Source organism: Streptomyces sp. NPDC046870 (genome assembly GCF_040704595.1).
GTDB lineage: Bacteria > Actinomycetota > Actinomycetes > Streptomycetales > Streptomycetaceae > Streptomyces > Streptomyces argyrophylli.
In genome coordinates, this window is record NZ_JBEYXM010000001.1 from 70,804 (window position 1) to 90,366 (window position 19,563).

General features: G+C 70.6%; 13 protein-coding genes. 5 read left to right on the forward strand and 8 right to left on the reverse strand.

All coding sequences use genetic code 11. From position 1 onward, the window contains the following. Positions 1 to 94: 94 nt before the first annotated feature. A complete protein-coding gene (locus AB0946_RS00345) occupies positions 95 to 1,669 on the forward strand; it encodes a DUF1996 domain-containing protein (protein ID WP_366758406.1) in 1,575 nt (524 codons plus the stop codon). An 80-nt stretch (positions 1,670 to 1,749) separates the two neighbouring features. Here the strand turns inward: AB0946_RS00345 and AB0946_RS00350 are convergent, their stop codons facing one another. Then, positions 1,750 to 2,142 (reverse strand): hypothetical protein, encoded by a 393-nt coding sequence (locus AB0946_RS00350; RefSeq protein WP_366758407.1) that lies wholly within the window; start codon positions 2,140 to 2,142, stop codon positions 1,750 to 1,752. A 115-nt stretch (positions 2,143 to 2,257) separates the two neighbouring features. On the opposite strand from AB0946_RS00350, the gene AB0946_RS00355 reads away from it, so the two are divergent. The 3 genes from AB0946_RS00355 (at position 2,258) to AB0946_RS00365 (ending at position 5,604) form a co-directional block, all read left to right on the forward strand. Further along, on the forward strand, positions 2,258 to 2,758 hold the full coding sequence (locus AB0946_RS00355) for a tetratricopeptide repeat protein (protein WP_366758408.1): 501 nt from the start codon (positions 2,258 to 2,260) through the stop codon (positions 2,756 to 2,758). A gap of 49 nt (positions 2,759 to 2,807) precedes the next feature. Next, positions 2,808 to 4,727, forward strand: coding sequence for a hypothetical protein (locus AB0946_RS00360; RefSeq protein ID WP_366758409.1), 1,920 nt, complete (start codon positions 2,808 to 2,810; stop codon positions 4,725 to 4,727). Positions 4,728 to 4,914: 187 nt separating this feature from the next. Beyond that, positions 4,915 to 5,604, forward strand: coding sequence for a TetR/AcrR family transcriptional regulator (locus tag AB0946_RS00365; protein ID WP_366758411.1), 690 nt, complete (start codon positions 4,915 to 4,917; stop codon positions 5,602 to 5,604). Between the two features lies 1 nt (position 5,605). Here the strand turns inward: AB0946_RS00365 and AB0946_RS00370 are convergent, their stop codons facing one another. The 7 genes from AB0946_RS00370 to AB0946_RS00400 all read right to left on the reverse strand — a co-directional run bounded on the left by AB0946_RS00370 (position 5,606) and on the right by AB0946_RS00400 (position 18,141). Further along, a complete protein-coding gene (locus AB0946_RS00370; protein WP_366758412.1) occupies positions 5,606 to 5,968 on the reverse strand; it encodes an isomerase in 363 nt (120 codons plus the stop codon). A 13-nt stretch (positions 5,969 to 5,981) separates the two neighbouring features. Beyond that, positions 5,982 to 11,408 (reverse strand): pullulanase-type alpha-1,6-glucosidase, encoded by a 5,427-nt coding sequence (pulA, locus tag AB0946_RS00375; protein WP_366758413.1) that lies wholly within the window; start codon positions 11,406 to 11,408, stop codon positions 5,982 to 5,984. 91 nt (positions 11,409 to 11,499) lie between these two features. After that, the gene (locus AB0946_RS00380; protein ID WP_366758414.1) at positions 11,500 to 12,876 is read right to left on the reverse strand and encodes an alpha-amylase family protein; all 1,377 of its coding nucleotides are present in this window, start codon (positions 12,874 to 12,876) and stop codon (positions 11,500 to 11,502) included. A 177-nt stretch (positions 12,877 to 13,053) separates the two neighbouring features. Continuing rightward, the gene (locus tag AB0946_RS00385) at positions 13,054 to 14,721 is read right to left on the reverse strand and encodes a glycoside hydrolase family 13 protein (RefSeq protein ID WP_366759108.1); all 1,668 of its coding nucleotides are present in this window, start codon (positions 14,719 to 14,721) and stop codon (positions 13,054 to 13,056) included. Positions 14,722 to 14,837: 116 nt separating this feature from the next. Further along, positions 14,838 to 15,743: an ABC transporter permease subunit gene (locus tag AB0946_RS00390; protein WP_366758415.1), complete on the reverse strand. Its 906-nt coding sequence runs from the start codon at positions 15,741 to 15,743 to the stop codon at positions 14,838 to 14,840. A 19-nt stretch (positions 15,744 to 15,762) separates the two neighbouring features. Continuing rightward, positions 15,763 to 16,767, reverse strand: a complete 1,005-nt coding sequence (locus AB0946_RS00395; protein WP_366758416.1) for a sugar ABC transporter permease — start codon at positions 16,765 to 16,767, stop codon at positions 15,763 to 15,765. A gap of 99 nt (positions 16,768 to 16,866) precedes the next feature. Then, complete coding sequence (locus AB0946_RS00400; RefSeq protein ID WP_366758417.1) at positions 16,867 to 18,141, reverse strand: extracellular solute-binding protein; 1,275 nt, start codon at positions 18,139 to 18,141, stop codon at positions 16,867 to 16,869. A 377-nt stretch (positions 18,142 to 18,518) separates the two neighbouring features. On the opposite strand from AB0946_RS00400, the gene AB0946_RS00405 reads away from it, so the two are divergent. Beyond that, positions 18,519 to 19,553, forward strand: a complete 1,035-nt coding sequence (locus AB0946_RS00405) for a LacI family DNA-binding transcriptional regulator (protein ID WP_366758418.1) — start codon at positions 18,519 to 18,521, stop codon at positions 19,551 to 19,553. Positions 19,554 to 19,563: the final 10 nt, after the last annotated feature.

Sequence of the window (19,563 nt, forward strand, 5' to 3'; positions counted from 1 at the left end):
TGAACACCTCCGGGGCGGCGTCCGTATGGAAGGGCGCCGCTTCACTCCTGTCGGGCGCCTCGATGCTGCCCCGCAAGGAAGTCAGAGGAGTTCCATGGGACGCAACACACGAAAACGCCGTACGCCGCTGGCCACCAAGGCCATAGCCGCATCGGCGGCCCTAGCGCTCGGTGGGGGCGGGCTGATCTGGGCGAACTTCTACGCCTCGGCTCACGAGTCGGACAACCAGTCGTGGGGAGGCAACCAGACGAAGGCCGCGACGGCGCAGGTCGCGACCATCTCCTGCCCTGACGTGGGCCAGAAGCTCACCAACGTGCCGGCGCAGGCCCGTACCGAGGTCGCCGGGGAACTGGCCAACCTCGACCGCCAGATCACCGACGCCTACCAGCGTCTGGCGACCACGCGGGACGCACAGGCCAGGGACGCGAGTTTCGTGCAGAACTCCATCCTGCAACCGCTCCAGGACCGGCGGAAGGTGATCCTCGACCGGATCAGGCTGGAGATCACCCGTGTCGGCGGCACCGCTCCCGACAGCCTCGACACGCTGGTCGCCTGCACGGCGCAGAACGCCAACCAGACCACCGCCGGCGGCCAGCAGCAGAACGGCGGCCAGCAGAGCGGCGGTCAACAGCAGGGCGGCCAGCAGCAGAACGGTGGCCAGCAGCAAGGCGGTCAGCAGCAGAACGGCGGTCAGCAGCAGGGCGGCCAGCAGGGTCAGAACGGGCAGCAGGGCAACATCGGCGGACAGGCCGGCAACGGCCCGGTCGCGGCCGACTTCGTGGACATCACCAAGGTCCAGGCGAACGTCAAGGCCAAGCCGCGCGCCGGCCGCAACGCCTCGACCGGCTCCTTCACCACGCGCTGCGGTGTGAACGCCAACAAGAACCACAACACCGACAACGTGATCGTGGCGCCCGGTGTGGCCAACGGCGCGCACCACCTGCACGACTACGTAGGCAACCAGAAGGTCAACGCCTTCTCCAGCAACCAGACGTTCCTCCAGGCCGCCACCAGCTGCCAGAACCAGAACGACCTGTCGTCGTACTACTGGCCGGTGGTCCGCGTCCAGGACGGCACCCAGGACTTCGACCAGAACGCCGACGGCGGTGGCAAGGAAGGCAACGTCGGCCGCATCCTGACCCCCGTGCAGGCGCAGATCAAGTACGTGGGCAGCCCGCGGAGCAAGGTCGTGGCGATGCCGCAGTTCCTGCGCATCATCACCGGTGACGCCAAGACCACCACCAACGGCCTCGCCAACGCCAACGCGCACTGGAGCTGCACCGGATTCGAGAACAAGGTCCAGCTCACCACGCAGTACCCGATCTGCCCGCAGGGCAGCAAGGTGGTGCGGACGTTCGCCTTCCAGAGCTGCTGGGACGGCCAGAACGTCGACAGCGCCAACCACCGCACGCACGTCGCGTTCGCCGACGCGAACGGCAACTGCCAGAACGGCTTCAAGGCGATCCCGCAGCTGACGATGCGTCTGGTGTACAACATCACGCCCCCGACCGTCCAGAACGGCCAGGTGAAGAACGCCTACGCGGTGGACGGCTTCCCGGAGCAGCTGCACAAGGCGGCCACGGACCACGACGACTTCATCAGCGTCACGAAGAACGGCCTGGCCAACAAGATCGCCAACTGCGTCAACCGCGGTCAGAACTGCTCGTGATCCCGTAACGGGCGCAGAACAGAAGGCCGGTGACGAACCCCCCTCCCGTCACCGGCCTTCGCCGTGTCCGGACGCGCCCGTCAGCCGCTGTGCGCGTGGTGGTCGGCGCCGTCCTCCAGGTCGCCGCCGAGCGTGCCGCGCAGCGCCTTGACCACCCCGTCGTCGCCGACGGCGACCCACTTGCGGCCGACCAGGTAGTGACCGCCGTAGTCCTTGGCGTCGTTGATCCACTCTCGCTGGCCGCGGTCGGTGGCGAAGGTGGCGAGGATGAACCTGCCCTTCCCGGTGCCGCAGATGGCCTGGCGGATCTCGTCCGCGTCGGTCTGCATGTTCGGCTCGCACTTCACCTCGGCGGCCAGATGTTCCAGGCTGCCGGTCGCGGTCGGCGGCACGGACTCCGTCTTCCCGCCCGAGCCGCAGCCCGCCAGCGTCAGTACGGCCGCGGCGCCGAGCAGCAGTCCTGTCAACCTCATCTGTTTCCTCCGGTCCGGTGTGCCGAGCATGCCCCAGCTCCCTCGGATACGGCTCCCGCGAGCGCTGTGCTCAAATCCGGTGACCTGGCGCGCACGGGTGTGCGAAGGTGACGCGGTGGACCAGAACTGGGAAGACCGCGTGACCGCCGCCTGGGCCGGCTTCGACGAGTATCCGGAGGAGCGCGCGCACGAGTTCCGCGCGCTGATCGACGCCCTTGTCGCCGAACTGCCGGACGACAGCCCGCTCGGCCCCTTCGAGCAGGCCTGCGCCTGGGACTCCACCGGGCACTCCGACAAGGCGGTGCCGCTGTACCGGGAGGCGCTGGCCCGCGGACTCGACGGGTACAAGGGCCGCCGGGCGAAGATCCAGTTGTCGAGTTCACTGCGGAACACCGGCCGGGCGGAAGAGGGCGTCGAACTCCTCACCCCCGAACTGGACGCCCCGTCCGACGAGTTGGACGACGCGGTACGGGCCACACTCGCCCTGTGCCTGTCCAGCCTCGGCCGCGACCGCGAGGGCCTGGCCCTGGTGCTCGGCGCGCTCGCCCCCCATCTGCCGCGCTACCAGCGGTCCATGGCGAACTACGCGCGCGCCCTGGTCGGACCCGGGGTGTGATCCACTCGTCCGGCGGTGACCAACCGCCGGCTCGCTCGTTCTCCCGGACGTGCAGTCACAGGATGTATCCCAGCGTCACGCACCCTCCCCCGGCGGGAACGCCGGCCCGGTCGGCTTCGAGCAGGCCGAGGCCGCGCTCGTCGAGCACTACCCCCGGCTGGTCCGGCTCGCCTACCTGGTGCTGCCGCCGGGCCCCGGCCGCAGCCGCCGGGTCCTGACCGCACACGCCCTCGTCCAGCGCGCCCTGCCCCGGGGCCGCAAGCAGCCGTCCGTGATCCCGGCCCAGGCCCCGGGCCGGGAGGCCGACCCCGGCTACGCCTACCTGCGCGAGCGGGTCCTGTGCACGGCCCTGGCGGCGGCCCGTCCCCGCAAGGGCCTGTCCCGGCTCGCCCAGCTGCCGCCGCCGCTGCCCCAGGTGTGGGGCCTGAAGCTGTTCCCGCGCTCCGGCGGCGCCGACGAACTCGCCCTTGACCAGCGGCTGTCCGCCCTGTCCGGCCCGGCCCGCGCCGCCTACGTCCTGCGCGGCCTGGAGAAGCTGCCCGACCCGGACATCCGCGACCTGCTCGACGCCGCCGGGGTCCCCGACCCGGGTGGCGCGCTGGCCTCGGCGAACAGCGTGCCCATGCAGCCGGGGCTGCTCGCCTCCCCCGAGTTCGACCCGTGCTCGCTCCAGGCCCGGCCCACCGATCCGACGCGCCGCCGCCGGCACACCAAGGCCGCCCTCGCCGCGGCGGCGGCGCTCGCGGTGTGCGGCGCGCTGGTCGCCCTGCCGGGCGGCGGCTGGGGCCCCGACGGCGCCGCGGCCCCCTCCTACGCCGGGAACCCGGCCGCCGAGGCCGCCCTCGACCCCGGCAAGGTGGTCCGGGTCTCCCCCACCGCCTGGCGGACCTCGGCCCGTACCGACTTCTCCGTGTGGCCCGCGCGCGGCCCGCTGACCGGTGACCAGGCCCTGCTGCGCCGCGCCCTCGCCGTCTGGGCCCGCCCCGGGAAGACGGTCCGCGTCTCGGCGACCCCGGGCACCCAGACCGGCGGCCCGGCCGGACCGCCCCAGCTGCTGTACGCGGGCGAGGTCGACGCCGCCCGGGTGGTGATCCTCTACGACGGCCTGCGCATCGCCCGCTACGCCGAGCCGAGGAACGGCACGCGGGGCGCGGCCCTGGACTTCGCCCGGGTCGACGGGGCCACGGACGCCGGGGCGAGCGCGCTGGTGCTGGGCCGCTCCGACGGCAACGTCCGCTACCTGACCGCCCCGTGGGTGACGAAGGCGGCACAGCGGGACCTGACGAAGCCGGACGCGGCCGCGACGCCGCTCACCCTCGCCGACGGCGTCACCGCGCCGCTGGCCAGCCCCGCCGTGCGGACCGGCGGCTGCACCTCGTGGACCGTGCTCGAGCTGACCGACGCCTCCGGCACCCGGCTCGCCACCGACCTCGGCGAGCTGGTCCCGGCCCACCTCACGGCCGGCCGGCCCGGAGCGGCCGGGGAGGCGTCAGGCGCGCGCGGCCTGCGCACCTGGGCGCCGTTCGCCTGCTCCCTGGCGGCCGAGCGCTCGTCGGGCATCCGCAGCGTCAACGCCTGGGCGTACGCCGAGCAGCCGCTGCCCGAAGGCGCCGGGCCCGGTGCGTGGGTGTGCACCCGGGCGGAGACCTGGCGGGGCGACGGCACGGCCGTGCTGGCCCAGTTCCGCACGCCGGGCGGGGCGGCCGGGGCGGTCGTCGCCAAGGGCACGGACGTGCCGGCCTGCGGGCCGCGTGATCCTCATGTGCTGGCCGGGGTGCTGTGGAAGTCGGCGGCGGGGAGCTGGTACCTGCTGGCCGCCGGCAGCGAGGGGACGTCGTCGGTCTCCGCGACGGGCGGGGTGACCGCGTCCGGGCAGGGGCCGCTGCTCGCCGTCAAGGCCGAGCAGGGTGCGCGGGCGGACCTGAAGGGCACCCTGACGGACGGCCGGGTGATCAGCGGGCTGCGCTAGGGCCTCTCGGTTGGGTCGTGCCGGGCTCGCGGGCCCTGGCACCGCGCCCTGATCCGGCCTGATCCAAACGAAAGACCCTAGCCGGCAGGAGCGAGCCGCGCCGATCCGTGTTCCCCCGACGCGGAGTGATCACCTGCTTCCCCACAGGTGATCACGGGCGGCCGGAATCGATCGGTAAAGTGTTCGCATGAGTACCGGGGTTCGCCGCAGGATGGGTGTCGAGGAACGTCGGCAGCAGCTGATCGGCGTCGCCCTCGACCTGTTCAGCCGACGTTCGCCCGACGAGGTCTCCATCGACGAGATAGCCTCGGCGGCGGGCATCTCGCGGCCGCTCGTCTACCACTACTTCCCGGGCAAACTCAGCCTGTACGAGGCCGCGTTGAAGCGTGCGTCGGAGGACCTCGCGAGCCGTTTCACCGAGCCGCACGAGGGCCCGCTGGGCGCCCGGCTGCATCGGGTGATGGGCCGCTTCTTCGACTTCGTCGACGAACACGGTCCCGGTTTCTCGGCCCTGATGCGCGGCGGTCCGGCCGTCGGCTCCACCACGACCAACGCGCTCGTCGACTCCGTCCGGCAGGCGGCGTTCGACCAGATCCTGTCGCACCTGGGCGTGACCGAGGCCTCCCCACGGCTGGAGCTGGTCGTCCGCTCCTGGATCTCGCTCGCCGAGTCCACGGCGCTGATCTGGCTGGACGGCCGGCACATCCCGCGCGCGGAGCTGGAGAAGCAGCTCGTGCAGGACTTCGCCGCGCTGGCCGCCGTCAGCGCCGCCCACGACGAGGGCATGGCCGCCCTGCTGCGCACGATGGCGAAGGACGAGCCGGCCGACGGCCCCTTCGCGGAGCTGGTCGGCCGGCTGCTGTCCCTGGCGTCCTGACCTACCGGTCGAACTTCCGATACGACGGGTCGAGGTCGCGGATCTCGACGGAGGCGTGCAGTGTGAACGCCGCGTCCGCCACATGCTCGCGGAGCAGCTCCAGGGCCGTCTCCGTCAGTTTCGCCTTCGTCTCCTCACCGCGTCCGGCGAGGAGCCCGATCGTCACGTGCACGACGGCGTGCCCGCGCGCCTCGGGGTCCTCGTACCCGAACACCGTGTACGCGCTCGGCCGGAACTGCGTCTTGCAGGCCTCCGGCTTCGCCGCCGCGATCTCCACGGTCGCCTCGTGCAGCGCCCGGGCGAAGCCCGCACGGTCGAAGGCGTCCTCCATGGTGGCGGAGTAGTCGATGGTGATCTGCGGCATGCGCGCTCCTGTTCTACGGCAACGGCCCCACCTTAGGGTCCCCCGCCCGGGTGAACACCGCGACGGTCCGCGCGGGGACGGTGAAGGTGCCCGAGCCGGCCGCGTAGGCGGCGGTCCTCACCACCTCGTCGGCGCCCGCCGCCTGCACGGGGTGCAGCCGGTACGGCGTCCCGGCGAGGGCGCCGATCCGCTGTTCCTGCCGCTGCGGGGTGGCGTTGAGGACGACCACCAGGTCACCGAGGCGCATGGTGATCACGCCCGGTGTCTCGTCCTTCCCCGACAGCGGGAACGACAGCTCCTGCTGCACCCGTGCGGCCGTGCCGAGGGAGAACGCCTTCTCGGTCGTGCGGATCCTGAGCAGGTCCCGGTAGGCGGCCGAGGCCCCGGTGATCTGCTCGCAGCCGACCTCGACCGTGCTCAGCAGCGGCTTGGCGTACTCCCACTTGGACTGGTTGTCGGCCGCCGGGGGCAGCCCGCGCCCGAAGCCGTTGCCGTCGGCGCAGTTCCAGTGGATGGCGTTGAACCAGTCACCGCTGTCGAAGGAGTTGCGGTCCAGGGACTTCGAGCGCAGCAGGTCGGTGCCCGCCTGGGAGAGCGCGGGGCCCTGGGACAGGGCGGCCGTGGCCATCGCGAGGACCTGCATCCGGGCCCGGTCGGACGCGGAGGTGTCCTTCGGCAGCTTGTAGGTCAGCGCGTCGAACAGCGACTCGTTGTCGTGGGCGTCCACATAGGCGAGGGCGTCACCGGGCGCGTGCGCGTACCCGGCGGGCGCGCCGTTGTAGTCGACCCCGGCGCCGGTCACCTCCTTGCCGTCGGTGTCGGTGAAGCGGTACCCGGCCAGGTTGCCGGTCAGGCCGACCTTGATCAGGTCCTGGTAGTGCAGCAGGCGCGCCTTCTGCTCCTCCTTCGTGCCGTTGGCCGTGGAGGAGTTGGGGTCGGTGTAGAGCCCGGACGCGAAGCCCTGGACACCGGGGTCCTCGTCGAAGGGGCCGCCGCCGCGCACCGCGTCACGGGCGCGGTCGGAGAAGGTGGCGATGCCGGTGCCGGCCATGTGGGCCTGCGTGGCCTGCACGAACCGGGCGTCGTTCGCGACCTCGCCGAAGTTCCAGCCCTCCCCGTACAGGATGATCTTCTTGCCGTCGACGCCGTCCTTCCGAAGGGTCAGCGCGTCCAGGGCCTTGCGGACGGCCAGGATGTTGGCCTTCGGGTGGTGGCCCATGAGGTCGAAGCGGAACCCGTCGACCTTGTACTGCTTCGCCCAGGTGACGATGGAGTCCACCACCAGCTTGCCCATCATCGCGTTCTCGGGCGCGGTGTTGGCGCAGCAGGTGCTGGTGGCCACCGAGCCGTCGGCGAGGAGCCGCTGGTAGTAGCCGGGCACGATCCGGTCCAGGACGCTGGTGTCCGCCTGACCGCTCGCCGCCGTGTGGTTGTAGACGACGTCCATGACGACCCGGAGCCCGTCCTGGTTGAGCGCCCGCACCATCCGGCGGAACTGGACGGTACGGGCCGTGCCGTCCGGGTCGGTGGCGTAGGAGCCCTCGGGGACCGTGTAGTGGTACGGGTCGTAGCCCCAGTTGTAGGCGTCCTTGGCGGCGGTCTTCGCCACGCACTCCTGCTGCTTGTCGGAGTCGGCCGGGTAGGAGGCCAGGTCGCAGTCGGTGGTGGCCTGGTCGGCCTTCTTCTCGGGGATGGTGGCGATGTCGAAGGCGGGCAGGAGGTGCACGTAGGAGGTGCCGGCCCTGGCCAGCGCCCGCAGGTGCTTCGAGCCGTCGCTGTTCTTGTCGGTGAAGGCCAGGTAGGTGCCCCGGTCCTCGGCCGGGACGGTCCTGTCGGCGACCGAGAAGTCCCGGATGTGCAGCTCCTGGATCTGCGCGTCCTTCAGCGGCACGGCCTTGGGCTTGCTCAGGGCCGCCCAGCCGCTCGGGGAGAGCGACTTGTCGTTCAGGTCGACGACGAGGCTGCGCGCCGAGTCCGTGGTCAGGGCGACCGAGTAGGGGTCGGTGACCTTGTTGGTGACCACCTTGCGGACGCTGGGCGCCCAGACCTTCACGACATAGCGGTAGGGCTTGCCCTTCCAGGAGGCCGGGCCGGTGACGGACCAGACGCCGGTGGTGTCGTTCCGGTGCATCTTCACGGACGTGCCGTCGAGGTCGAGGCGGACGCTCTGCGCGGTCGGCGCCCAGACGGCGAGGGTCGGCCTGCCGTCGTGGAAGGTCGGCCCGAGGGCGGCCTTCGTCGCGCCGGGGTACAGGTCGTCCAGCACGCCGGCGGTCTGCACGCCGGTCGCGGCCAGGACGGCACCGCCTGCAGCCCGCTGGGTGGCGACGAGCTGCCCGGTGAGCGCGCCGCGCACCCGGTCCCGGTCGCGGGGGTCGACGGACCAGGCGGTGTAGTCCTTCAGATGCGGGAACTTCGCCTTCTGGGCGTCGGTCAGGGTGGTCTTGGTCAGCCGCAGCCAGCGCTCGTCGTCGCTGGTCAGCGTGGCGTCCTTGACGGTGATCGAACCGTCGTGGGAGGAGAGGAGCTGGGTGGAGGCGGCTGTGCCGACGCCGTTCCAGACGACGGTGTCGCGGTCGATCCAGATCGCCTTGGAGGTGGTCAGGTCGAGTGCGGCCGCGCTGCCCGCGGGCTGCGGCAGCAGGGGCTTGTCCTGGCCGTTCAACAGCCACACCTCGTGGCCGTTCGACGTGAGGTCGAGGGACTGGTCGGTGGGCAGGTCCTTGTCGTCGCCCTTGTGGATGATGTAGCTGAGACTGGTGGCACCCGCGCTGAGCGGCACCTCGAAGACCGCGCCATAGGCGTCAGTCTTCACCGGCTTCATCGGGTTCGACCAGTCGGTGGGGTTCGCGGCGCCGGTCCAGACGTGCAGGCCCCAGCCGTCGTAGTTCCCGTCGGCGCGGTGGTAGTGGATGACCGCCTTGGTCTCGTCCTGTGCCGGGTAGCCGGGCTTCGTGGTCAGGACGTCGGCCTTGCCCTGCTCGATCCACACCTCACCCGTCCTGGTGACGTCGATGGACCGGTCGGCGGAGACGTCCTTGTCGCCGTCCTTGTCGATGACCAGGAAGCCGACGTTCGAGGCGCCGGGCCTGAGCTTGACGTAGGCGAAGGCGCCGTAGGCGTCCCGGCCCACGAAGGGGTGGCTGGCGGGCCAGTTCGTGGCCTCGCCGTCGGCGAGGTCGCCCCAGGCGTACAGGCCCCAGTCGGCGTAGTCGCCGTCCGTCCGCTTGTAGTGGACGATCGCGTAGTCCCGGGAGGAGGCCGTGGGGACCTCGGGCGCGGGCGGGGTGCCGGTGGTGCTGCTCGCCGTGGCGCTCGCGGTGTGGCCGGCCGAGTCGATGACGACGGCCTTGTAGCGCAGGGCGGTGGCGGCGGGCACGTCCCTGCCGAGGGTCTGGGTGACCTGGTAGGGGGCGTGGTCGGCGGAGCCGAGCGTCTTCCACGCGCCGTCGCCGACCTGGGCGGCGAAGACGACCCGGTTGAGCTGTCCGCCGTCGACGTCGGCCTTCAGCACGGTCGTCCCGGTGGCTCCGGCGGCCGGGGCGGTCAGGGAGATCACCGGCTCGGCGGCCGGCTCGGCGAGGGTGCCGGCGGCCTTGTAGACGACAGCTGCGCCCGCCGGGACGGTGACGGTGACCTTCCCGTCGCCGTCCGTCCGGACGGAGCCGGTGGCACCGTGGATCCCCCGGTACGACGTGTCCGCGGATCCGGTCGCGAACGTCGCCGTCCTCGCCTCGTCGGCGTTGTTGAAGGCGACGACGTACTCCTGGCCGCTCCTGGCATCCGTACGGGTGAAGGCGTAGACGCCGGCGCCGTCGGCCGCGTACCGCTCGGTCTGCACACCGTCGGTCAGGGCCGGGTTGGCCTTGCGGAGCTTCGCGAGCGCGGCGATCTGCCGGTACAGCGGGGCCTTCGTGTCGTAGGCGGCGCTCGCGTGGGTGCGGTCGGTGCCGATCTCGTCGTCGTCCAGGTAGTCGGCGACCTTGGAGGCGAACATGGTCTGGCGGGCGTCCTTGTCGCCGCCGGAGCCGGTGAAGCCCTGCTCGTCGCCGTAGTAGACGACCGGGTTGCCCCGGCTGAGGAACATCAGCTCGTTGGCGAGCCTGTCCTTCCGCAGGATCTCGGCGTCGGTCGCCTTCGGGTTGTCCTGCTTCAGGAAGTACCCGATGCGGCCCATGTCGTGGTTGCCGAGGAAGGTGACCTGCTCGTAGGCGTTGGCCTTGTCGGTCGTGTACCGGTAGTCGTCACCGAAGACACCCGCCAGCTTGCGCGCGCTGCCGCCCTGGGAGGCGTAGGCGCGGGCCGCGTCCTGGAAGGGGAAGTCCAGGGTGGCGTCCAGGCGGCCCTGGGTGACGTACGGGGAGGTGACGGCGGTGTCGGCGGAGTAGACCTCGCCGAACATGAAGAAGTTCTTGCGTCCGCGTTCGGCCGCGTACCGGTCCAGCGCGGTGGCCCACTGGGTCCAGAACTCCATGTTCACGTGCTTGACGGTGTCGATCCGGAAGCCGTCGACGGCGAAGTCCCGCACCCACCGCTCGTAGATCCTCTCCATGCCGTGGACGACCTCGGGACGCTCGGTCCACAGGTCGTCCAGGCCGGAGAAGTCACCGTAGGTGGTGGACTCGCCGGCGTACGTCGAGTCGCCCCGGTTGTGGTACATCGCCGGGTCGTTGAGCCAGGCCGGGACCTTGCTCCCGTTCGTGGCCCTCGGGGTGTACGGGAAGGAGCCGGTGTCGACGGCCGGGAACGCGCGCCTGCCGTCGGCGTAGTCGGCGTCGTCGAAGGGCTTGCCGTCCTTCGTCAGGTAGGGGAAGGCGCCCTTGGAGAGGTAGCCGTAGGACTTCTCGTCGTAGTCCACGACGTCGGCGGTGTGGTTGGTGATGACGTCGAAGAAGACCTTCATGCCCTTGGCGTGGGCCTTGGAGATGAGGGACTTGAGGTCGTCGTTGGTGCCGAAGTGCGGGTCGACCCGGGTGAAGTCGGTGATCCAGTAACCGTGGTAGCCGGCCGAGGCGTTGCCGCCGGTTCCCTGCACCGGACGGTTCTTGAAGATCGGCGCCAGCCAGATGGCCGTGGTGCCGAGGCCCTTGATGTAGTCCAGCCGCCTGGTCAGGCCCTTGAGGTCGCCGCCCTGGTAGAAGCCCTTGTCGGTGGGGTCGTACCCGGTGGACAGGCGGGAGCCGGTCAGGCCGCCCCTGTCGTTCGAGGTGTCCCCGTTGGCGAAGCGGTCCGGCAGGACGAAGTAGAACTGCTCGCGGGTGTCGTCGTGCCGGGCGGGCACGGCGGCGAGCTTCGCGTCCGAGGGGGGCGCGGGCGGGGTGGCCGCGTGGGCGGCGAGCGGCTGGAGCAGTGCGGCGGCGAGGGCGGCTGCGGTGACGGCCGCGGCCCGTCCGCGGTGCGGTGTACGGCGCCTGCGCGGCGCCGGCCATCTCGGTATCACAGGGGATGACTCCTTGCGAGGGTGGCTGGGTGCTTGCAGCAAGGGGCGTGAAACCTCCGGCAAGAGGTTTCACGCACCGTCAGTCGGGTTCTCAGCAGCTCGACTTGCCGGCGTAGAGCGCGAGGGCCGTGTTCGAGCCGAGGGTGGCGGTGAACTGTCCGCTGGAGTTCACGGTCACCGGGGTGTTGTTCTGGACGTTGCAGTACGTCCCGGCCGGGAGGGACGTCTGGTAGGTGCGGGTCAGGGACGAGGACTCGTGGTTGATCGCCACGTAGCCCTTGCTCCCCCGGCCGAACGCGATCGCGTTGTTGCCGTTGTCCCACCAGTTGGTGACGGCCTGGCCGCGGGTCGCGTTGCGGAAGGCGACCATGGACCTGATCTCGGGCCAGGCGTGCTGGCACTTCCAGCCGTCCTGCCAGCAGGCGTTGACCTGGCCGCCGTTGGGCGGGCCGGCGTCGGCGTCCGACCACTCGTAGCCGGAGTTGACGTCGGGGGCGCCGTAGGGCCAGGCGAGCATGAAGACGTTGGCCAGGGTGTAGTCGGCGCCGCTCTTGTAGTTCAGCGTGCTGCCGTTGCGCTCGGTGTCGTGGTTGTCGACGAAGACACCGGCGACCGAGCTGTTCAGGTAGCCCCAGCCCTCCCCGTAGTTGGTGAGGTAGGCGAGCTTCTCGCTGGTGAAGACGCGCTTGAGGTCGTAGGCGTAGCGGAACTCCTGGACGTCTCCGTTGCCGGTGTACTCGGAGGGCTGGACGGCCTCGCCCGCGCCGTAGATGACCTCCTGCTTCCAGTAGGCGGACGGGTTGGTCAGGCGGCTCTTGATGTTCGCGAGGTCACCGGCCGGGATGTGCTTGGCCGCGTCGATGCGGAAGCCGTCGACGCCGAGGCCGAGCAGGTCGTTCATGTACCCGGCGATGGTCTTGCGGACGTACTCCTCGCCGGTGTCCAGGTCGGCCAGGCCGACGAGTTCGCAGTGCTGCACGTTCCAGCGGTCGGAGTAGTTCGACACCGGGGAGGTGCAGTCGTCGAAGTCGTAGACCGAGTACAGGCCCGGGTAGTCGTACTTCGTGTACGAGGAGCCGCCGGTGCCGGTGCCGCTGCCCGCCGACATGTGGTTGATCACGGTGTCGGCGACGACCTTCACCCCGGCCGCGTGACAGGTGTTCACCATGGTGCGGAAGGCCGTGCGGTCGCCGAGGCGGCCCGCGATCTTGTACGACACGGGCTGGTACGACGTCCACCACTGCGGCCCCTGTATGTGCTCGGCGGGCGGGGAGACCTGGACGTATCCGTAGCCGGCGGGGCCGAGAGTGGTGGTGCACTCCTTGGCCACCGAGGCGTAGTTCCACTCGAAGAGGACGGCGGTGACGTCCTTGGTGCCGGGCGGGGAGGCCTCGGCGGCCGTCGGGGTCATGCCAACCAGAGCGGCGGCTGTGAGGGCGACCGCCGTGGGGAGGGTTCTGCGTGCCATGTGGGGTTCCTTCGACGTTGAAGGCAACTGGACCGCTGAAGGCGCTTGCTGAAATATTTCAGCAACCTTGCGGTGACGCAGATGTTAAAGGCCCGCTGGCCGAAGCGCAGCGGGCCGTTGTGAACTTGATGCAAGAACTTTCAGACGGGGCCTCAGAGCCGGCCCCGCGTCCGGCTGTCAGTCCCCGGTCGTCCACCAGACGGTGGTGTCGGCGGGCACCTTGGTCTCGCCGTCCGCCTCGGTCACCTCACCGCTGGTGAGCAGGACACGGCCGTACGACGGGGTCGTCACGGACTCGCCCGTGGTGTTCGCGACGCACACGAAGTCGCCGCGCCGGAAGGCCAGGACGCCCTCGGGCGCCCGCAGCCACTCCACCGCCTCCCCCGCGCCGAGGTCCGGGTGGGCGCGGCGCGCGCGCAGCGCGGCCCGGTACAGCTCCAGGGTGGAGCCGGGGACGCCGGTCTGCGCCGCCACGCTCAGCCCTGCCCATTCGGCGGGCTGCGGGAGCCAGCTGCCGCCGCTGCCGAAGCCGTAGGAGGAGCCCTCGCGGGTCCACGGGATCGGGACCCGGCAGCCGTCGCGGAAGCCGTCCTGGCCGGCGCCCCGGAAGTACGCCGGGTCCTGGCGCACCTCGTCGGGCAGGTCCACGACGTCCGGCAGGCCCAGTTCCTCGCCCTGGTAGACGTACGCCGAGCCGGGCAGGGCGAGCATCAGGAGGGTGGCCGCGCGGGCGCGGCGCAGGCCCAGCTCCCGGTCCCCGGCGGTGCGGATCTGGGTGCCGAGGCCGGGCGGGTTGGCGAAGCGGGTGGCGTGCCGGGTGACGTCGTGGTTGGACAGCACCCAGGTGGCGGGGGCGCCCACCGGGCGCATGGCCTCCAGGGTGCGGTCGATGACCGCCCGCAGTTCCTCCGCGTCCCACTCCGCGCTCAGGTACTGGAAGTTGAAGGCCTGGTGCAGCTCGTCGGGACGGACGTAGTGGGCGGTGCGCTCGATGGTCGGGGTCCACGCCTCGGCCACGAAGATGCGCTCACCCGCGTACTCGTCGAGGATCCGCCGCCACTGGCGGTAGATCTCGTGCACACCGTCCTGGTCGAAGAACGGCATGACATCGTTGCCCAGCAGCTTCAGCTGGTCGTGGGCGCCGAGGTCGGGCAGGCCGTCGGCCTTGACCAGGCCGTGGGCGACGTCGATGCGGAAGCCGTCCACGCCCATGTCCAGCCAGAAGCGCAGGATGGAGCGGAACTCGTCGCCGACGGCCGGGTGGTTCCAGTTGAAGTCGGGCTGCTCGGGGGCGAAGAGGTGCAGGTACCACTCCCCGTCGGCCACACGCGTCCAGGCCGGGCCGCCGAAGATGGACTCCCAGTCGTTGGGCGGGAGTTCGCCGTTCTTCCCCTTGCCGGGGCGGAAGTGGTAGCGCTCGCGGAGCGGGGAGCCGGGGCCCTCGGCGAGGGCGCGCTTGAACCACTCGTGCTGGTCGGAGGAGTGGTTCGGGACCAGGTCCACGATGATGCGCAGACCGTGCGCGTGGGCGTCGCGGATGAGCGCGTCGGCGTCCAGGAGCGAGCCGAACATCGGGTCCACGGCGCGGTAGTCGGCGACGTCGTAGCCGGCGTCGGCCTGCGGGGAGGCGTAGAAGGGGCTGAGCCACACGGCGTCGACGCCGAGGTCACGCAGATAGGGCAGGCGGGAGCGTACGCCCTCCAGGTCGCCCATGCCGTCGCCGTTGCTGTCGGCGAAGCTGCGCGGGTAGACCTGGTAGATGACCGCGTCCCGCCACCAGTCGCGGCGGTCGGCGACGGTGACGGCGGAGTGGCGGGCCGGTGCGGCGGAGTGCTGCTGGCTCATGGCGTCCTTGATACGTAACTGGGGCATGGTGGGCAGTCGGTGGGTGCGGCGGCGAGGCGGGCCGCGGTGACAGCGGGGTCGGGTCTACACCGCGGCCCGCCTGGTCGGTGCGGGCGTCAGCCCTTGGTGCCGCCGGCGGTGAGACCGGTGACGAGGTTCTTCTGCACGAGGTAGAAGAACACGGTCACGGGTATCGCGATGAGCACCGCGGTGGCGGCCATGTAGTTCCACTGGGCGTCGTGCTCGCTGACGAAGGTCTGCAGGCCGACGGCGAAGGTGTACTTGGAGTCGTCCAGCAGGAACGTGGTCGCGAAGGCCACCTCGCCGACGGCGGTGATGAAGTTGTAGAACGCGGCCACGGCCAGGCCCGGGCGGGCCAGCGGCAGGATGAGCCGGAAGAAGGTGCCGAAGGGGCTGAGCCCGTCCACGCGGCCGGCCTCGTCGATCTCGAAGGGGATGGTGTCGAAGTACCCCTTGAGCAGCCAGGCGCTGTACGGCACGGCGGTGGTGCAGTTGACGAGGATGAGCGCCCAGTAGGTGTCGATGAGACCGAGGTCGCTGAAGATCTCGTACATCGGCACGATCAGGACGGCGATCGGGAAGGCCTGGGTGAGCAGCAGGACCCACATCAGCTGCTTGTAGCCGGGGAAGCGCATGCGGGAGACCGCGTAGCCGGTGGTGGCGGCGACGAGGACGCCGATGACGGTGGTGCCGAGGGCCACGATCATCGTCGACTTGAACCAGTCGAGGAACCCGGTGTGCTCCAGCACGAAGCTGTAGTTGGAGAAGGTCAGCTTGCCCGCGATCCCGCCCGGGTGCAGGTAGTCCTCCTTGTCCGGGCCGAGCGACAGGTAGAACAGCCAGGCCACCGGGGCCAGGGCGATCAGGCTCGCCACGACGAGGCCGCCGTGCAGCAGGGCGGCGCCGGCCGGGCCGCGCTCGCCGCGCCGGCGCACGCGGGGCCGGGGCGCGGGCGCGGGGGCCGGGGCGGTGTCGGTCTTGTCCAGGGTCGTGGTGCTCATGGCGGCGGCTCCTGCGGCGTCAGACGGCGAGCTGGTCATTGCGCTTCAGCCAGCGGAAGTAGAAGGAGGTGAAGACGGTCAGGATCGACAGCAGCAGCACGCCGTACGCGGCGGACTGGGCGAAGTCGCGCGGCTGCTGGCCGAAGCCCAGCTGGTAGGCCCAGGTGACGAGGATCTGGGCGTCCGGGGCGGAGTTCTTGCCGAACAGCAGGAAGATGATGACGAACTGGTTGAAGGTCCAGATGATGCCGAGCAGCACGACGGTGGAGCTGACCGAGCGCAGGCCGGGCAGGGTGACGTGCCGGAACCGCTGCCAGGCGCTGGCCCCGTCCATCTCGGCGGCCTCGTAGAGCGAGGAGTCGATGGACTGCAGGCCGCCGAGCAGGGACAGCATCATGAACGGCACACCGCACCAGGTGTTGACCATGATCGCGGAGAACCGCTGCCAGAAGGTGTCCTCCAGCCACTCCGGCTGGGGCAGGTGGAGGGCGCCGAGGATCTGGTTGAGCACGCCGGAGTCGGCGAGCATGATCCGCCAGGAGAAGACGGTGACGAAGGTCGGCACGGCCCAGGGCAGGACGAGCAGCAGCCGGTAGACGGTACGGCCGCGCAGCTTCTGGTTGAGCATGAGCGCGAGACCGAGACCGATGCCGTAGTGCAGGGCGACGCAGGCGGCCGTCCAGAACACGGTCCACAGGAAGTGCGACCAGAACCGGTCGTACGCCGTCGGGCCGAAGAGGATGTCGTGGTAGTTGTCCAGGCCGATGAACTTGTACGTGGCGTCGATGTGGTTGACGCCGATCGTGCGCGCCGAGTTGAGGCTGTTGGCGTCGGTGAGGGTGAGGTAGAAGCCACGGACCAGCGGGTAGCCGACGAGGACGCCGAGCACGACGACCACCGGGGCGATCATCGCGTAGGCGTACCAGTACTTCTGGAGTCCGTTTCTGACGCGCTGCCCCAGCCCGGGCCGAGGCGCGCGGTCACCGCGGCGCTTGCCGGTCGCGCGGTCGATGGCGACTGTCATGGTTCGACACCTTCAAAGTTCAAGGGGTTGGGCCGGGCACAGGGCGGTGGCCGTCGGATCCTTCCCCGTTCCCCCGGGAGGATCCGACGGCCACGCGGGCTACTTGCTGAAGCCGTTCACCAGCTTGGAGATGGCCAGCTCGGCGTTGCCGAGGCCCTTGTCCAGCGACTCCTTGCCGCTGGCGACCTTGGGCAGCTCGGTGTCGAGCGGACCCCACAGGGAGCTGTACTCGGGCAGCGCCGGGCGCGGCTGGGCGGCGGCCAGGACGCCCTGGTAGCCGGCGATGCCCGGGTCGGCCTTGACCTTGTCGGTGTAGGCGTCGGAGCGGGTGGGCAGGGTGGAGTTCTTCAGGGCGATGGTCTCCTGCGACTGCGCCGAGGTCATGAACTTGACCAGCTTCAGGGCCGCCGCCTGGTGGGCCTTGTCCGAGCCGGCGTAGACCGAGAGGTTGTGGCCGCCGGTCGGGGCGCCCGCCTTGCCGGTGGAGCCGGCCGGGACGGTGGCGATGCCGAGGTTGGACTTGTCCGAGAAGGCCGAGCCCTTGTAGAAGTTCGTGATCTCCCAGGGGCCCTGGATGATCGCGGCGACCTTGCCGTTGACGAACGCGTCCTGGATGTGGGCGTAGGCGTCGGCGGTGGCGTCGGCCTTGTGCAGGCCCTTGCCGGAGAACAGGCTCAGCCAGGTGCCGTAGGCCTTCTTGGCGGCCGGCGAGTTCACCGTGATCTTCTTGGCGGCGACGTCGACGGTGTCCGTGCCCTCGCCGTAGAGGAAGGTCTGGGCGTAGTAGGCCTGGGTGGAGCCCCAGTAGCCGTCGACCTTGGCCTTGTCCTTGATCTTGGCGGCGTCGGCCTTCAGCTCGTCCCAGGTCTTGGGGGCCTCGGTGATGCCGGCCTTCTTGAACAGGGCCTTGTTGTAGACCAGCGCGAGGGTGTCGGTGACGAACGGCACGCCGTAGGTCTTGCCCTCGTACTGGGCCTGCTTGATCAGGTTCGGCTCGAACTTGCCCTGGTCGGCGAGGGCCTCGGTGCCGTCGAGGGGCAGGAAGAAGCCCTTCTTGGCGAAGGCGGGGGTCCAGCCGACCTCGGAGCGCAGCACGTCCGGGGCACCCTTGGCGCCGGCCGCGGTGTCGAACTTGTTCTGCGCCTGGTCGAAGGGGACGTTGACGTACTTGACCTTGATGTCCTTGTTGGCAGCCTCGAACTGCTGGACCAGGGCCTTGTACGTCGGCGCCTCATTGGTGGCGTTGGAGGTGTCCCACCAGGTGATGGTGACCGGGCCGTCCGACTTCCCGCTGTCGCTGTCGCTCCCGCCGCACGCCGTCGCCGTCAGGGCGAGGGACGCCACCAGCGCGGAGGCCGCTATGCCACGCCGCATGAGTTCTCCTTGAGGGTTAAGCCCGAGTGGTACAGGGGACGGTCCCGTCCGCCCCTGCGACTTGCCGACTGCGCCGTTGCCGCGGCCGGGCGACTGGGAACGTAACAGCCATGTAAGCGTTTCGAAAGACCTTGCAGAAAAAAAGTGCAAGGCGACACGATGGTTACCCCGTCGTGACCAGCCGTCGACCGTGGCGCGACCCGATGGGGCGGGCGCTGAGCGGCGGTGACGGCACTTGTGCAAGACTTGCAAGCTCTTGCCACCGAGATTCCCGAGGGAGCGCGATGACGCAGCAACCCACGGCAGGCCGTACGCCCGCCCGCGCCCGGCGTCCGGCCGGTGTGCAAGGGGAGATACGACCGGTACAGTCCGGTGCCGTGACCACACGGCTTGCCGACATCGCTGCGCAGGCGGGGGTGAGCGAGGCGACCGTCAGCCGGGTCCTCAACGGCAAACCGGGAGTCGCCGCCACCACCCGCCAGTCCGTGCTCGCCGCGCTGGACGTACTGGGCTACGAGCGCCCGGTACGGCTGCGGCAGCGCAGCGAGGGCCTGGTGGGCCTGATCACGCCGGAGCTGGAGAACCCGATATTCCCCGCCCTGGCGCAGGTCATCGGACAGGCACTGACCCGCCAGGGCTACACGCCGGTGCTCGCCACGCAGACCCCGGGCGGGTCGACCGAGGACGAGCTGACCGAGATGCTGGTGGACCGCGGGGTCGCCGGGATCATCTACGTCTCCGGACTGCACGCGGACACCACCGCCGACATGCAGCGCTACGAGCGGCTGCGCGCCCAGGGCGTGCCGTACGTGCTGGTGGACGGGTTCTCGCCGAAGGTGCAGGCGCCGTTCATCTCCCCCGACGACCGGGCGGCGATGTCGCTGGCGGTCACGCACCTGGTGTCGCTGGGGCACACCCGGATCGGGCTGGCGCTCGGGCCGAAGCGGTTCGTGCCCGTGCAGCGCAAGATCGAGGGCTTCGTCCGCGCGGTGCAGGACCTGCTGGGGCTGGCCGCGCAGACCGTCGAGACGGAGCTGATCCAGCACTCGCTGTACACCCTGGAGGGCGGTCAGGCCGCGGCGACGGCGCTGATCGACCGGAACTGCACGGCCGTGGTCTGCGCCAGCGACATGATGGCGCTGGGCGCGATACGGGCGGCCCGGCAGCGGGGCCTGGAAGTCCCCCGGGACGTGTCGGTGGTCGGGTTCGACGACTCGCCGCTGATCGCCTTCACGGACCCGCCGCTGACCACGATCCGCAAGCCGGTCCCGGCGATGGGCCAGGCGGCGGTGCGCACGCTGCTGGAGGAGATCGGCGGGACACCGGCGCCGCACAGCGAGTTCGTGTTCATGCCGGAACTGGTGGTGCGCGGGTCCACCGCCTCGGCGCCGCATGTCCTCCGTACGTCGTAGGAGGTGCGCC